18 protein-coding genes are annotated in these 12,691 nt (G+C 61.7%); 12 read left to right on the top strand and 6 right to left on the bottom strand.

Going from position 1 to position 12,691, the window contains the following annotated elements:
- The 5 genes from thrS to AC2FNB_RS18445 all read left to right on the top strand — a co-directional run.
- Positions 1–1,501, top strand: a 1,501-nt coding sequence (thrS, locus tag AC2FNB_RS18465; RefSeq protein WP_496748349.1) for a threonine--tRNA ligase, incomplete at its 5' end; no start/stop codon positions are given.
- A gap of 210 nt (positions 1,502–1,711) precedes the next feature.
- Positions 1,712–2,014, top strand: a complete 303-nt coding sequence (locus AC2FNB_RS18460; RefSeq protein WP_496748348.1) for a BufA1 family periplasmic bufferin-type metallophore — start codon at positions 1,712–1,714, stop codon at positions 2,012–2,014.
- Between the two features lie 71 nt (positions 2,015–2,085).
- Positions 2,086–2,943 carry an MNIO family bufferin maturase gene (bufB, locus tag AC2FNB_RS18455; RefSeq protein ID WP_496748347.1) on the top strand — a complete coding sequence of 286 codons (858 nt, stop codon included), beginning with the start codon at positions 2,086–2,088 and terminating at the stop codon, positions 2,941–2,943.
- Positions 2,940–3,698: an HvfC/BufC family peptide modification chaperone gene (locus tag AC2FNB_RS18450; protein WP_496748346.1), complete on the top strand. Its 759-nt coding sequence runs from the start codon at positions 2,940–2,942 to the stop codon at positions 3,696–3,698. The genes bufB and AC2FNB_RS18450 overlap by 4 nt, the downstream gene beginning before the upstream one ends.
- A complete protein-coding gene (locus AC2FNB_RS18445) occupies positions 3,698–4,219 on the top strand; it encodes a DoxX family protein (RefSeq protein ID WP_480749624.1) in 522 nt (173 codons plus the stop codon). The genes AC2FNB_RS18450 and AC2FNB_RS18445 overlap by 1 nt, the downstream gene beginning before the upstream one ends.
- A 3-nt stretch (positions 4,220–4,222) precedes the next feature.
- On the opposite strand, the gene AC2FNB_RS18440 is transcribed toward AC2FNB_RS18445, so the two are convergent.
- Both AC2FNB_RS18440 and AC2FNB_RS18435 read right to left on the bottom strand, forming a co-directional pair.
- Positions 4,223–4,591, bottom strand: a complete 369-nt coding sequence (locus AC2FNB_RS18440; protein WP_480749623.1) for a hypothetical protein — start codon at positions 4,589–4,591, stop codon at positions 4,223–4,225.
- Between the two features lie 41 nt (positions 4,592–4,632).
- Entirely contained in the window at positions 4,633–4,950 is a 318-nt protein-coding gene (locus AC2FNB_RS18435) for an ArsC/Spx/MgsR family protein (RefSeq protein WP_496748345.1), read from the bottom strand.
- Positions 4,951–5,162: 212 nt separating this feature from the next.
- Here AC2FNB_RS18435 and AC2FNB_RS18430 point away from each other — a divergent pair, with 212 nt between their 5' ends.
- Positions 5,163–5,369: a cold-shock protein gene (locus tag AC2FNB_RS18430; RefSeq protein ID WP_480749621.1), complete on the top strand. Its 207-nt coding sequence runs from the start codon at positions 5,163–5,165 to the stop codon at positions 5,367–5,369.
- A gap of 115 nt (positions 5,370–5,484) precedes the next feature.
- On the opposite strand, the gene thyX is transcribed toward AC2FNB_RS18430, so the two are convergent.
- Entirely contained in the window at positions 5,485–6,411 is a 927-nt protein-coding gene (gene thyX, locus AC2FNB_RS18425) for an FAD-dependent thymidylate synthase (RefSeq protein WP_496748344.1), read from the bottom strand.
- A 195-nt stretch (positions 6,412–6,606) separates the two neighbouring features.
- On the opposite strand from thyX, the gene AC2FNB_RS18420 reads away from it, so the two are divergent.
- From AC2FNB_RS18420 to AC2FNB_RS18410, 3 genes are read left to right on the top strand one after another with little or no spacing between them, the layout of a single operon-like run.
- Entirely contained in the window at positions 6,607–7,035 is a 429-nt protein-coding gene (locus AC2FNB_RS18420; protein WP_496748343.1) for a VOC family protein, read from the top strand.
- Positions 7,032–7,736, top strand: coding sequence for a DUF1194 domain-containing protein (locus AC2FNB_RS18415; protein ID WP_496748342.1), 705 nt, complete (start codon positions 7,032–7,034; stop codon positions 7,734–7,736). The genes AC2FNB_RS18420 and AC2FNB_RS18415 overlap by 4 nt, the downstream gene beginning before the upstream one ends.
- Complete coding sequence (locus AC2FNB_RS18410) at positions 7,733–8,455, top strand: DUF1194 domain-containing protein (RefSeq protein WP_496748341.1); 723 nt, start codon at positions 7,733–7,735, stop codon at positions 8,453–8,455. The genes AC2FNB_RS18415 and AC2FNB_RS18410 overlap by 4 nt, the downstream gene beginning before the upstream one ends.
- Here AC2FNB_RS18410 and AC2FNB_RS18405 read toward each other — a convergent pair.
- From AC2FNB_RS18405 to AC2FNB_RS18395, 3 genes are all read right to left on the bottom strand, one after another.
- Positions 8,449–8,946 carry a MarR family winged helix-turn-helix transcriptional regulator gene (locus tag AC2FNB_RS18405; RefSeq protein ID WP_480749616.1) on the bottom strand — a complete coding sequence of 166 codons (498 nt, stop codon included), beginning with the start codon at positions 8,944–8,946 and terminating at the stop codon, positions 8,449–8,451. The genes AC2FNB_RS18410 and AC2FNB_RS18405 overlap by 7 nt on opposite strands.
- Positions 8,947–9,022: 76 nt before the next feature.
- Positions 9,023–9,280 carry a succinate dehydrogenase assembly factor 2 gene (locus tag AC2FNB_RS18400; RefSeq protein ID WP_480749615.1) on the bottom strand — a complete coding sequence of 86 codons (258 nt, stop codon included), beginning with the start codon at positions 9,278–9,280 and terminating at the stop codon, positions 9,023–9,025.
- Positions 9,277–9,669 carry a helix-turn-helix domain-containing protein gene (locus AC2FNB_RS18395; RefSeq protein WP_480749614.1) on the bottom strand — a complete coding sequence of 131 codons (393 nt, stop codon included), beginning with the start codon at positions 9,667–9,669 and terminating at the stop codon, positions 9,277–9,279. The genes AC2FNB_RS18400 and AC2FNB_RS18395 overlap by 4 nt, the downstream gene beginning before the upstream one ends.
- 90 nt (positions 9,670–9,759) lie before the next feature.
- Here AC2FNB_RS18395 and AC2FNB_RS18390 point away from each other — a divergent pair, with 90 nt between their 5' ends.
- The 3 genes from AC2FNB_RS18390 to AC2FNB_RS18380 form a co-directional block, all read left to right on the top strand.
- Positions 9,760–10,962 carry a pyridoxal phosphate-dependent aminotransferase gene (locus AC2FNB_RS18390; RefSeq protein ID WP_496748340.1) on the top strand — a complete coding sequence of 401 codons (1,203 nt, stop codon included), beginning with the start codon at positions 9,760–9,762 and terminating at the stop codon, positions 10,960–10,962.
- 16 nt (positions 10,963–10,978) lie between these two features.
- On the top strand, positions 10,979–11,374 hold the full coding sequence (locus AC2FNB_RS18385) for a hypothetical protein (protein WP_480749612.1): 396 nt from the start codon (positions 10,979–10,981) through the stop codon (positions 11,372–11,374).
- A 70-nt stretch (positions 11,375–11,444) separates the two neighbouring features.
- The coding region (locus AC2FNB_RS18380) for a dipeptidase (RefSeq protein ID WP_496748339.1) at positions 11,445–12,691 on the top strand (1,247 nt) is incomplete at its 3' end.

The raw sequence follows: 12,691 nt of genomic DNA, 5'->3' as shown, positions 1-12,691 counted from the left end.
GTTCTACAAGGCCAATAACGAACCCTACAAGGTCGAGCTGATCGAGGCCATTCCCGGCAACGAACCGCTGCGCATGTACTGGCACGGCCATTGGCAGGATCTCTGCCGTGGTCCGCACCTGCAGCATACCGGCCAGTTGCCGGGCGACGCCTTCAAGCTGATGTCCATTGCGGGCGCCTATTGGCGGGGCGACTCCAGCCGCGCCATGCTGCAGCGCATCTATGGCGTGGCCTTCACCGGCAAGGAAAAGCTCAAGGCGCATCTGCACATGCTGGAAGAGGCCGCAAAGCGCGACCATCGCAAACTGGGCCGCGAGATGGACCTGTTTCACATGCAGGAAGAGGCGCCGGGCCAGATCTTCTGGCACCCCAACGGCTGGACCATCTACACCCAGTTGCAGGACTACATGCGCCGCCAGCAGCGCCGCGGCGGCTATGTCGAGGTGAACACGCCGCAGGTCGTCGACCGCAAGCTGTGGGAACGCTCGGGCCACTGGGACAAGTATCAGGAAAACATGTTCATCGTCGAAGTCGACGAGGAACACGCCCGCGAAAAGGCCGTGAATGCCCTCAAACCGATGAACTGCCCCTGCCATGTCGAGATCTTCAAGCAGGGCCTGAAATCCTATCGCGACCTGCCGCTGCGCATGGCCGAGTTCGGATCGTGCAACCGCTACGAACCTTCAGGCGCGCTGCACGGCATCATGCGGGTGCGCGGATTCACGCAGGATGACGCCCATATCTTCTCGACCGAAGAGCAGATCGAGGCGGAAACCGCCGAGTTCATTCGCTTCCTCAGCGTGATCTACAAGGATCTGGGGTTCGAAGATTTCTCGGTGAAATTCTCCGACCGCCCCGAAACCCGCGCCGGATCGGACGAGGTCTGGGACAAGGCCGAGGCGGCGCTTCTGTCGGCCACCCGCGCTGCCGGAATCGAACCCGAACTGAACCCCGGCGAAGGCGCGTTTTATGGCCCCAAGCTGGAATTCGTGCTGACGGATGCCATCGGGCGCGACTGGCAATGCGGCACATTCCAGGTGGATTTCGTGTTGCCCGAACGGCTGGATGCAACCTATATCGGCGCCGATGGCGCCAAGCATCGCCCCGTCATGCTGCACCGCGCGACGCTGGGCTCGTTCGAGCGTTTCATCGGCATCCTGATCGAGGAACACGCCGGCAAGCTGCCCTTCTGGCTGGCCCCGCGCCAGGTCGTCGTCGCCTCGATCACCTCCGAGGCCGATGATTACGTGAACGAGGTCGTGGCCGGGCTGCAAAAGGCTGGCGTGCGCGCCGAGGCCGATATTCGCAACGAAAAGATCAACTACAAGGTTCGCGAACATTCGGTCGGCAAGGTCCCGGTCATTCTGGCCGTCGGACACCGCGAAGTCGAAGAGCGCACGGTCTCGGTCCGCCGCCTTGGCGAAAAACAGACAAGTGTTCAGTCACTTGAAGATGTAACAAAAGACCTGTCGCGGGCCGCAACGCCCCCCGATCTTCTGTAACATTCCCCGCCCTTCCGGTCTTTTTTTCGGGCCGGAAGGGCAATATAATTCATATTACCCTTAAAAAACAATGTACTAGACTCAAAGCCGGCGTTACACTCGCTGACGGGGCTGTGAGACACGGGGTCGTGAATTTAACTGTGCGCACCCAGCCCCTACCTTTGTCAGTGTCACGAACAAACCAACCAAGTCATCAAGAGGAAAATCGAGATGTCGAACACCGCAAAAACCCTGGTCATCGCAAGCGCCGTTGCCGCCGCAATCTCCGGTGCAGCCACCACCGCAAGCGCGCAAGCCAAGGAAAAGTGCTATGGCGTTTCTCTGGCGGGTCAGAACGACTGCGCCGCGGGCCCCGGCACCACCTGCGCCGGAACTTCGACCGTTGACTATCAGGGCAACGCCTGGACTCTGGTCGACGCCGGCACCTGCGAAGGCATCGACCTGCCCGCACAGGCCGACGGCAGCGCCCGCAAAGGCTCGCTCGAAGCGCTAAACCGCGACCTGCCGGCATAAATCAACGCAGAACACCAAAGGGCGGGTATGGACAATGCTCGCCCTTTTCCAATCAGACAGGAGACGGGCTGATGTTGGATGATGCGCTCAGATCGAACCGCCTGCCGGCGGCGCCGGGCGTCGGGTACAAGCCCCAGCATTTTGCCCAGATCCTTGATGCGGCCGCCCCCGTGGCGTGGCTGGAAATTCATGCCGAGAACTACATGGGCGACGGTGGCCGCCCTTTGGCGCAACTGCGTCACCTGTCCGAACAATTCCCGATTTCGGTCCATGGTGTCGGCCTTTCCATCGGCGGTGAAGGCCCCCTGGACCCAGATCACCTGGCCCGCCTGAAACACCTCGTCGGCTGGCTCGACCCTGCCAGCTTTTCCGAGCATCTGGCCTGGTCCACCCATGACAGCCATTTCCTGAACGATCTACTGCCCTTGCCCTATACAGATGCGACGCTGGCGCGGGTCTGCGAACATATCGATCAGCTGCAAGAGACGGTCGGGCGCAAGATGCTGCTGGAAAACCCTTCCAGTTATCTGGCCTTTGATGAAAGCACCTGGACCGAACCGGATTTCCTGCGCGAGATCAGCCGGCGCACCGGTTGTGGCCTGTTGCTGGACGTCAACAACGTCTTTGTCTCGGCCACCAATCTCGACTTCTCGCCGCAGGGTTACATTGAAGCCTACCCGCTTGAACAGGTGGGCGAAATCCACCTCGGCGGCCATGACGAGGATCACGACGACCACGGCAGACCCCTGCTGATCGACAGCCACGGGCGCGAGGTGGTCGACCCGGTCTGGGCGCTGCTGGACTATGTGCTGGATCGGTCCGGGCCCAAACCCGTCCTGATCGAATGGGACACCGACGTACCCGACTGGCCGGTTCTGCGGGCCGAGGCCGAACGCGCACAAGCCGCGCTCGAACGGATACCGGCATGAGTGTCTCGCAAACCACTTTCCACGACGCGATCCTTGATGCCGCCCAACCGGTTCCCGAGGGCCTCAGCGATGCGCACAGCCAGCCCGCGGGCCGCCGGTTCAGCGTTTATCGCAACAACGTGGCCGTGTCTCTGACCGAGGCGATGCACCAGGCCTTTCCCGTCATCGCCAAGCTTCTGGGCGCACAGAACATGGATGGGCTGGCGGGTATCTTCCTGCGCAGACATCCCCCCAGCTCGCCGCTGATGATGCATTATGGCAAGGCCTTCCCGGATTTCCTTGCAGGGATGGAGCAACTGTCGCATCTGGGCTACCTCCCCGATGTGGCGCGGCTGGAACTGGCGTTGCGCCGCTCCTACCACGCCGCCGACAGCACACCCATCCCGCCCGAGGCGCTTGCCATCGACACCGAGAAACTGCTGTCCGCACGGCTGACCTTCGCCCCGTCGATGGTCCTGCTCCGCTCTCCCTGGCCGGTGCACGATATCTGGCGCTTCAACACCCAAGTCGGCGCCCCGAAACCGCAACCCGGCGCGCAGGACATCCTGATCACCCGCACCGAGTTCGACCCGGCCCCTCACTTGCTGCCGCCAGGCGGCGCGGACTGGATCGAGATGCTTATGGCCGGACACTCCATCGGCCAGGCCCATGAATACGCCCTGTCAAAGGCAGATGACTTTGATCTGGGCGCCACATTGACCCTGCTCCTGCAGGGCAACGCCATCGCTTCTTTGACTACCGAAAGGCTGACATGATGACTGCTGCACTGATTACCCTTCACAACAGTGTCTCTGGCAAGCTCGACCGCGCGTCGGACATGCTGACACCGACACTGGCGCGGATCGTTTTCGCCGCAGTCCTGCTGTTCTATTACTGGAATTCGGCCATGCTCAAGATCGACGGATCGATCTTTTCGCCCTCGGCGGGCGCCTTCGGCCAGATCTTCCCCAAAGCCGCCGAGGCGGTTCTTTATGACGTCACCCAGATGAACATCTTTCAGCGTCTCGTCATCTTTGCCGGTACGGTTGCCGAATTCGTCCTGCCCGCACTGGTCGTACTCGGCCTGCTGACCCGCCTGTCGGCCATCGGCATGATCGGCTTTATCTGGGTGCAGACCATCGTCGACGTCACCGGCCACGGCGTCAAGCTCGGCAGCCTGTTCGACAACACGGTGACGCTGATCGACCAGCGCGTGATGTGGACATTCCTGTTGCTGGTTCTTGTGATCAAGGGCGCCGGTCCGCTCTCGCTTGACCGTGTGCTGCGCCTCTCCTGACGTCTAGAAATGCGCCTTGGGTTCGTCCGGCTTTCCAGCGGCGAGCCCAAGCACCCCGGCCAGACCGGCAAAAGCAATGGGAAACATCGTGAAGGCGTTGAAGCCAAAGGCGTGATACATCCCGCCCGCCGACAGCAACAACAACACCCCACCCCATAACGCCCGCGCCCGCGCCATGGCCCCGCCCGCAATGGCCAGCATCGGCGACAGGATCGAAACGGTCTGGATCAGGGTGACGTTCTGCACCTGCTCGGCCACGCCCTCGATCTCGCCGAACTGCTCGATCAGCGTGACATAGCCATAGCCGAAAAACCCGACGATCATGCCGATCAGTCCGGCGACGACACCCAGCACCATGGCGGCGTTTCGCATATCTTTCCTCCGGTTGCCTGGACCCGCAGATAATCAGCCGCTCAGGAAACGCCAAGGGCGGCGCGGGTTTTATCCGTCCAGCCCAGATATAACGCGCCGTCACTCTCGATCAGCGGCCGTTTCATCAGTGTCGGATGCGCCGCCAGCAATTCTGCAGGCGGTTTCGCGCGTTCGTTTTCGTCCAGCCCGCGCCAGGTCGTCGACCGGGTGTTGAGCAAAACATCGCCGAACTCCGCCAACGCCCGCGCCATGACTTCCGCTGGCACGCCGTCGGAACGCACGTCAAAAAATTCCATTTCCGGAATTGATTTCAATGCCTTACGGCACGTGTCACAGGTTTTGAGGCCATATAGCCGCATTTTTCCCCCAAAAACCGGGTTTGCTGAAAAAATAGACAATCCGGTTTTGACCGGAGTGTTGTTCTTGATTTTTTACAATGAGATGCAATTGTGAGAAAGGTGAAACCCGCCTTTTTTGCCGGTTTGTCTTTGCATTCCGGTAAGTTGACGGTGGGTGGACCGAACTCGCCCCAAATTCCGGGGCAACGACCAAGGAGAAGGAGACACGGGAAATGCCAACTGGCACCGTGAAGTGGTTTAATACAACCAAAGGCTATGGATTTATTGCGCCCGATGAAGGGGGCAAAGATGTGTTTGTTCATATCTCGGCCGTGGAACGATCAGGCCTGACAGGGCTCGCTGACAATCAGAAAGTTTCGTACGAGCTTCAGGACGGACGCGACGGCCGTCAGATGGCTTCTGATTTGAAAGCGTTGTAACGACCTTCCGCGCATCGCGCGGCGCGAACAGAAAAGGACAACGGCTGAATTGACGGCCGTTGACCATTCCCCAAAAACACCTCGATCCTCCGGACAGGCAACGCCCTGCCTCTGGTCAGGTCGGGTTGGCCTGGTCGCCCCGGATGACGGCCTCGAACTCGCGCCATTCGCGGGCCGACAGGCCCGAGTTTTCCTGCGTGACGTCCTCGCCCTTCAGCATCCGGCGCAGGCTGTCGACCATCTGCGCCGACAGGTTGACCGCGCCCAGACGGTAATCCTCGAACGCCCTATAGGCGAACGGCACCCAGTCGGCCACGATCTGGCACATGGTTTCGGCATAGACCCGGATTTCATACTGCGCATGAGCATCCGCCCGCAAACGCAGGAAATGGAACAGGTTGTGCAGGTCCACTTTCCAGTACCACTGGGTATAGACGTTGGCAGGCAGGTTCATCCGCGCCAGTTCGCGCGCCAGCCCCTGCTGGCCGTCCTGCCCGATCATCGCCTCGTAATTGTCATAGCAGCGGGCGCTGTCGGCCTTGAGAATCTCCAGCACACGCGCCGCCTCTTCGCCCTGCAACGTGTCGCCCCGGCCCTGGTTGTTGACCTCGGACTGCGCCGCAACATGCTCGGGCGCGGGGATATAGAACTCGCGGTCCAGAATCGAATAGCGCGCCGAATACTCGTTCACGTTGGCGGTGCGGTGGCGGATCCACTGCCGCGCAACAAAGACGGGCAGTTTGACATGCAGCTTGATCTCGCACATCTCGAACGGTGTCGAGTGCCAGTGCCGCATCAGGTACCGGATCAGCCCTTCGTCATTCTGCACCGACTTGGTGCCCTTGCCGTACGACACCCGTGCGGCCTGACAGATCGCGGCATCATCGCCCATATAGTCGATAACCCGGACAAAACCGTGATCCAGAACCGGATGCGCGGAATACAACCGCTCTTCCATTCCCGGCGCGACCACCCGGCGGGTCGGCTGCGTCTGCGCGCGCTGCGCCTCGATCTCGGACAGTTGATCTGGGGAAAGCGGCATCGACACGTCCTTTCGTGAAATGAGTCGTCCACCACTATATATCGATATCCCACCCCCCGGAAAGGCGACATAAGGTACAATCGCCCGGGAAATTTACCGCGCGATCTTTTTGAGTTTCCCGCGCCCGAACCCTCGACTAACGGGCGTGACGCGCTAAGCTTGGACGCGATGACTTTCTGACAAAGGATGACCGCGATGGCGCTGACCTATCTGCACACCATGGTGCGCGTGAAGGATCTGGAAAAATCCATGGCCTTCTACGAATTGCTCGGCCTGAAGGAGACCCGGAGATATGAAAACGAGAACGGGCGTTTCACGCTGGTCTTCATGGCGCCGCCGGGCCAGGAAGACGCCCCGATCGAGCTGACCTACAACTGGGATGGCGACGACGCCCTGCCCAGCGACAGCCGCCATTTCGGGCATCTGGCCTATGGCGTCGATGACATCTATGCCGCCTGCCAGCACCTGCAGGATAACGGCGTGACCATCAACCGCCCGCCCCGCGACGGGCGCATGGCCTTTGTCCGCTCGCCCGACAATATCTCGGTCGAACTGCTGCAGAACGGTACGGCTCTTGACCCGGCCGAGCCGTGGGCCAGCATGGAAAACACGGGACACTGGTGATCCGCTGGCTGGCGATACTGGGGTTTGCCTTGCTGGCAAGCCCTCTCAGGGCGCAGGATTGTCGCCTTGCGCTGGTGCTGGCGATTGACGTGTCCTCCTCGGTTGACGAGGCCGAATATGCCCTGCAACGCAACGGGCTGGCCGCCGCCCTGCTCGCGCCCGAGGTCGAACATGCGTTTCTCTCTGCCCCGCTGCCGGTGGCGCTTGCCGTCTTTGAATGGAACGGGCGGTTCAACCAGCGCGTATTGCTGGACTGGCGGATCATCCGAGGCGCCGAAGACCTTTATGCCGCCTCGTCCATACTTGCCGCGTCGGAAAGGACCGGGGGCATCTTCCCAACTGCGATGGGCCATGCCCTCAGCTTCGGCGCTGTCCTGTTGCAGCGGGCGCCGAAATGCCAGCGCCAGACCATCGACGTGTCAGGCGACGGGATCAACAATGACGGCTACGGCCCGACCGAAGCCTATCGGCATTTCCCGTTCCAGAATGTCGTGGTCAACGGCCTCGTCATCATGAGCGGCGCTTACGAGGCGGCAACCGAACTGATCCCCTTCTATCGTGAAAACGTGCTCAAGGGGCCTTCCGCCTTTCTGGAAATCGCCAACGGGTTCGACGATTTCGAAAGGGCCATGCGGCGCAAGCTCGAGCGCGAGGTGTCCGGCCTGATCGTCAGCCAGGCAAATTCAGGGGTTGCCGAGTGATCCTGCGCGTCGCCGCCTGCCTTTTCATGTTGCTGACCTCGCAGGCCACCGCGCAATGTCGGCAGGCGCTGGCGCTCGGCCTCGACGTGTCCGGTTCGGTCGACAGCCGCGAATACCGGCTGCAACTCGACGGGCTGGCCAGGGCGTTGCAGCATCCCCGCGTGACGCAAGCCCTGCTGTCACACCCGTCGGCCCCGGTGCGCCTGGCCATCTATGAATGGAGCGAAGCCGGCCATCAACGCCTGCTGCAGGGCTGGACCGATATAATCAGCGCCGATGATCTGGCGCGCATCACTGCAACCCTTGCCGCAACCCGCCGCGCATCCGCCCCCAGCGGCACGGCGGTCGGCGCGGCCATGCTGTTCGGCGCCGACCTGCTGGCACAGCAGGAAACATGCTGGAAACGAACGCTGGATCTGTCCGGCGATGGCAAACACAATATCGGCCCCCACCCGCGCGAGGTGAAAGACGGCCTTGCCGATGCTAATCTGACCATCAATGGTCTGGTCATCGGCGCCGACGACCCCGGTATCGACGACAAGCGGCTGTTGCAGGTCGGTGAACTGATCGCCTATTACGAGGCCTGGGTCATTCTGGGCCCGGATGCCTTTGTCGAATCCGCCCTGGGGTTCGAGGATTTCGAGGCCACCATGGCCCGCAAGCTCATGCGCGAACTCCAAGGTCTGACCCTGTCATCGCTCCGGCCCGATGATCAATAAATATACCGGATCTGATCCGTCCAGTACCGCTCGACCCGGCGCAGGGACGAGGTGATGTTTTCCACCCCATCCGCCCCCAGAACGCCTTTGGATTGCAACCCCTCGGCATGCCTTGCAAAAAGTTCCGACACGATATCACGGATGTTGCGCCCCTTCTGTGTCAGCCTGACCCGGACCGAGCGCCGGTCGATCTCGCACCGCTGGTGGTGCATGTATCCCATTTCGACCAGCTTCTTCAGGTTATAGCTGACATTGCTGCCCTGATAGTAGCCGCGGCTTTTCAATTCGCCCGCCGTCACCTCGTGATCGCCGATATTGAACAGAAGCAGCGCCTGTACCGCGTTGATCTCCAGAATCCCGACCCGCTCGAACTCGTCCTTGATCACGTCCAGCAGCAACCGGTGAAGCCGCTCGACCAGCGCCAGCGCCTCCAGATAGATGCCCATGAAGCTTTTGTGTTCCGATACCGTAAACTTTCTTTCGATACTCATCCCGTTCTCCGACTCGCCAAACTGCGCAAACAGGATGCACCCGCAAAGCCGAAGAATCGGTTAAGGTAAAATTTCGCTATTTTTGAAAGGTTTGCGCGATATCGCCGATCAATGCGCCATATTTCTCGGGCGCGGGCACCTGCCCCGTGACCCATTGATACAGGTCCTGATCGTTCTCATGCAGCAGCGCGTCGTACAGATCCAGCGCCACACCGTCCATCCCGGGCAGGTTGCGATCCGCATAGGCCGACAGGATCAGGTCCATCTCCTTGATCCCGCGCCGCATCGAGCGCATTTTCATCCGCCTGATGCGGTTCTCGCGCGTTTCGGTCATTCAACGGACCCCGCCAACTGACGCAGGCGTTTTTCCAGGCGCGCGGCGCGCTCGGCGTTTTCCCGCATCGAGCCGCGCAACGCGCGCAGATCCGCCAGAACTTCCGCCAGATCAGACGAGGCATCGACCGGTTCGCCCGGCACATCCGCGCCCTCGCCTTCACCGGTCAAAAGCCACTTGATCGACACGTTCAACATGCCCGCCAGCATTGACAGCTTGTTGGCACGGGGTTCTGACACATCGTCCTCCCACCCCATGATCGTCGCCTTCTTGACCCCCAGCCGACGCGCCAGCTGCGTTTGTGTCATGCCCGCGGCTTCGCGCGCGCCTGCAACGCGGTCCCCAAAGGTAGCTGCATCCGGTCCGAACCAGTTGTTGTCATCGCTCATTGCATGCTCCTTTGCCGTTTCCATATCGCTTGATCCCAATTCGGGCGCACCCTATGACAGTCGCGCACAAGATACAAACCGAGGCCGCCCATGAGTTTCCTGTCTGCGACATTGTCTCGCGTCAAACCCTCGCCCACCATCGCGATGACGGCCAAGGCGGCCGAACTCAAGGCCGCCGGACGCGACGTGATCGGCCTCAGCGCGGGAGAGCCGGACTTCGACACACCGCAGAACATCAAGGACGCCGCCGTCGCCGCTATTGCCGCAGGCAAGACCAAATACACCGCCCCCGACGGGATCATCGAGCTGAAACAGGCGGTCTGCGCCAAGATGAAACGCGACCACGGGCTCGATTACACGCCCGCGCAGGTCTCGGTCGGAACCGGCGGCAAACAGACGCTTTACAACGCCCTCATGGCAACTCTGAACGACGGCGACGAGGTGATCATCCCCGCGCCCTACTGGGTCAGCTATCCCGATATGGTGCTGCTGGCGGGCGGCACGCCGGTGGTGGTCAGGACCACGCTGGAAAACCGCTTCAAGCTGACCGCCGAACAGCTTGAGGCAGCGATCACGCCGCGCACCAAGTGGTTCATCTTCAACTCGCCCTCGAACCCGACCGGCGCGGGCTATTCCCATGACGAACTCAAGGCACTCACGGATGTGCTGATGCGCCACCCGCATGTCTGGGTGATGAGCGACGACATGTACGAACACCTCGCCTATGACGGGTTCGAATTCTGCACTCCGGTACAGGTCGAACCGGGGCTATACGGCCGCACGCTCACCTGCAACGGGGTTTCCAAGGCCTATGCCATGACCGGCTGGCGCATCGGCTATGCCGCCGGCCCGGACGAACTGATCGCCGCCATGCGCAAGGTCCAGTCGCAGTCCACCTCGAACCCCTGCTCGGTCAGCCAGTGGGCGGCGGTCGAGGCGTTGAACGGCACCCAGGAATTTCTCGCCCCCAATAACCAGACCTTCAAACGCCGCCGCGATCTGGTGGTCTCGATGCTCGGCGAAATCGACGGCATCACCTGCCCCACACCCGAAGGCGCATTCTATGTCTATCCCTCCATCGCCGGTCTGATCGGCAAGACCACGCCCAAGGGCACCCGCATTGACAGTGACGAGGCCTTCGCCACCGCCCTGCTGGAAGAGGCCGACGTCGCTGTCGTCTTCGGCGCGGCCTTTGGCCTGTCGCCGAATTTCCGCGTCAGCTACGCCACCTCGGACACCGCCCTGACCGAAGCCTGCACCCGCATCCAGCGCTTTTGCGCATCCCTGACCTGACCGAAAGGCAACGGCGATGGACCTGCCCGAATACTACTTCCGTGTCCGCGAAAACGGCGCCTTCGTCTTTCGTCTGGACACCAACAACCGCCACCAGCGGATCGAGATGGACCAGATCGCCGTCGTCAACATCCGCAATGGCGAGATCAAGCCACACGGCCAGCGCACCCTGACGCCCGAGGACATGGCCGAAATCGAACGCTGGATGGCCGAACGCAAGGCGCTGCTCGCCCAGCGCGACATCGACGACATCCACCGTGCCGTGGATTACTTGAACCTCACGACCCATTGGGCGCAATCCAAGGCAACGCCCGAACAGCTCGATCAGGTCACCGACGCCCTGCTGCTGGCGATGCACGACCTGCGCACGGTTCTGGTGCGCAAAAAGGCCGACCGTCTCAGCAAGGACTGACGCCCGGTTTCGATTGCCTCGCGCCTACAATGCCGCCACTCTTCCGCGCAGGAAAACGGGAGGCGCGAAAATGCACTGGCAGGATTATCTCGACACGCATCAAAACCGGTTCGAACAGGAACTTCTGGACTTCGTGCGCATCCCCTCCGTCTCGGCAATGCCCGCGCATATGCCGGATGTGGAACGCGCCGCCAATTGGGTCGCGGACAGGCTGGGCAAAGCAGGGATCGAACATGTCGCGGTCCTGCCAACCACCGGCCACCCGGCGGTCTATGGCGACTGGATGCATGCCGGGGCCGACCGGCCCACGGTGTTGATCTATGGGCATTTCGACGTCCAGCCCGCCGACCCGTTCGAACTGTGGGACAGCCCGCCGTTTGACCCCCAGATCCGGCAGGGCTGTGTCTTTGGTCGCGGCGCCTCGGACGACAAGGGCGGCATGTTCATCCCCATCCTCGCCATCGAAGCATTGCTGGCCACCCAAAAACGCCTGCCGGTCAACGTGAAATTCCTCTTTGAAGGGCAGGAGGAGATCGGCTCGCCCGACATGCCCGACTTCATCAGGGCCGAGGCGCGCCGCCTGTCCTGCGACATGATCTTTTCCGCCGACGGGCTGCAATGGACGGCGGACGAGGCACAGCTTGTCATGGGCCTCAAGGGGCTGGTGGGGGTCGAGGTGATCGTCGACGGCCCCTCCGCCGATCTGCATTCCGGCCTGCATGGCGGCGGCGTCAACAACCCGCTGATGGCGCTCAGCCAGATCCTTGCGTCGATGAAGGACGCCGAAACCGGCCGCATCACCATCGACGGCTTCTACGACGACGTGGTGGATCTGACGGCCGAAGACCGCGCCCAGATCGCCCGCGTGCCTTTTGACGAAGCCGAATACCTCGCCGAAACCGGCGCGCCCGCGCCGTTCGGGGAAACCGGATACTCCGTTCGCGAACGGCTCTGGGCCAGACCCACGCTTGAACTCAACGGCCTGACCGGCGGCTATCAGGGCGATGGCAGCAAAACCGTCCTGCCCGCCCGCGCCAGCGCCAAGATCACCTGCCGGCTGGTCGCCAATCAGATACCGGAACAGATCGCCGAACTGATCCGCGCCCATGTCGCCCGCCACACGCCTCCGGGCGTCACCACGCGCATCGAACATCTGGCAGGCGACGCCGATCCTTTTCTCGTGCCGCGCGGCCATAACGCAACGCAGGTGGCCGGACAGGTCCTCGAAGAGGTCTATGGCGACAAACCGTTCATCACCCGGGTCGGCGGCTCGATCCCGATCATGACGTTGTTCCTGCGCGAATTGGGGGTGCACGG

This window comes from Ruegeria sp. BHSB058 (assembly GCF_059613285.1).
The sequence above is the reverse complement of the archived record's forward strand: the minus strand, read 5'-3'. Positions and strand labels throughout refer to the sequence as shown.

Bases quoted from the DNA above. Each gene is read 5' to 3' on its own strand.
- AC2FNB_RS18385 (WP_480749612.1), top strand. From the start codon at position 10,979: ATGGACCTGCCCGAATACTACTTCCGTGTCCGCGAAAACGGCGCCTTC.
- AC2FNB_RS18405 (WP_480749616.1), bottom strand. From the start codon at position 8,946: ATGAGTATCGAAAGAAAGTTTACGGTATCGGAACACAAAAGCTTCATG.
- AC2FNB_RS18450 (WP_496748346.1), top strand. From the start codon at position 2,940: ATGAGTGTCTCGCAAACCACTTTCCACGACGCGATCCTTGATGCCGCC.
- AC2FNB_RS18440 (WP_480749623.1), bottom strand. From the start codon at position 4,591: ATGCGAAACGCCGCCATGGTGCTGGGTGTCGTCGCCGGACTGATCGGC.
- AC2FNB_RS18460 (WP_496748348.1), top strand. From the start codon at position 1,712: ATGTCGAACACCGCAAAAACCCTGGTCATCGCAAGCGCCGTTGCCGCC.
- AC2FNB_RS18435 (WP_496748345.1), bottom strand. From the start codon at position 4,950: ATGCGGCTATATGGCCTCAAAACCTGTGACACGTGCCGTAAGGCATTG.
- thyX (WP_496748344.1), bottom strand. From the start codon at position 6,411: ATGCCGCTTTCCCCAGATCAACTGTCCGAGATCGAGGCGCAGCGCGCG.
- AC2FNB_RS18445 (WP_480749624.1), top strand. From the start codon at position 3,698: ATGACTGCTGCACTGATTACCCTTCACAACAGTGTCTCTGGCAAGCTC.
- AC2FNB_RS18420 (WP_496748343.1), top strand. From the start codon at position 6,607: ATGGCGCTGACCTATCTGCACACCATGGTGCGCGTGAAGGATCTGGAA.
- AC2FNB_RS18390 (WP_496748340.1), top strand. From the start codon at position 9,760: ATGAGTTTCCTGTCTGCGACATTGTCTCGCGTCAAACCCTCGCCCACC.
- AC2FNB_RS18400 (WP_480749615.1), bottom strand. From the start codon at position 9,280: ATGACCGAAACGCGCGAGAACCGCATCAGGCGGATGAAAATGCGCTCG.
- AC2FNB_RS18430 (WP_480749621.1), top strand. From the start codon at position 5,163: ATGCCAACTGGCACCGTGAAGTGGTTTAATACAACCAAAGGCTATGGA.
- AC2FNB_RS18395 (WP_480749614.1), bottom strand. From the start codon at position 9,669: ATGAGCGATGACAACAACTGGTTCGGACCGGATGCAGCTACCTTTGGG.
- bufB (WP_496748347.1), top strand. From the start codon at position 2,086: ATGTTGGATGATGCGCTCAGATCGAACCGCCTGCCGGCGGCGCCGGGC.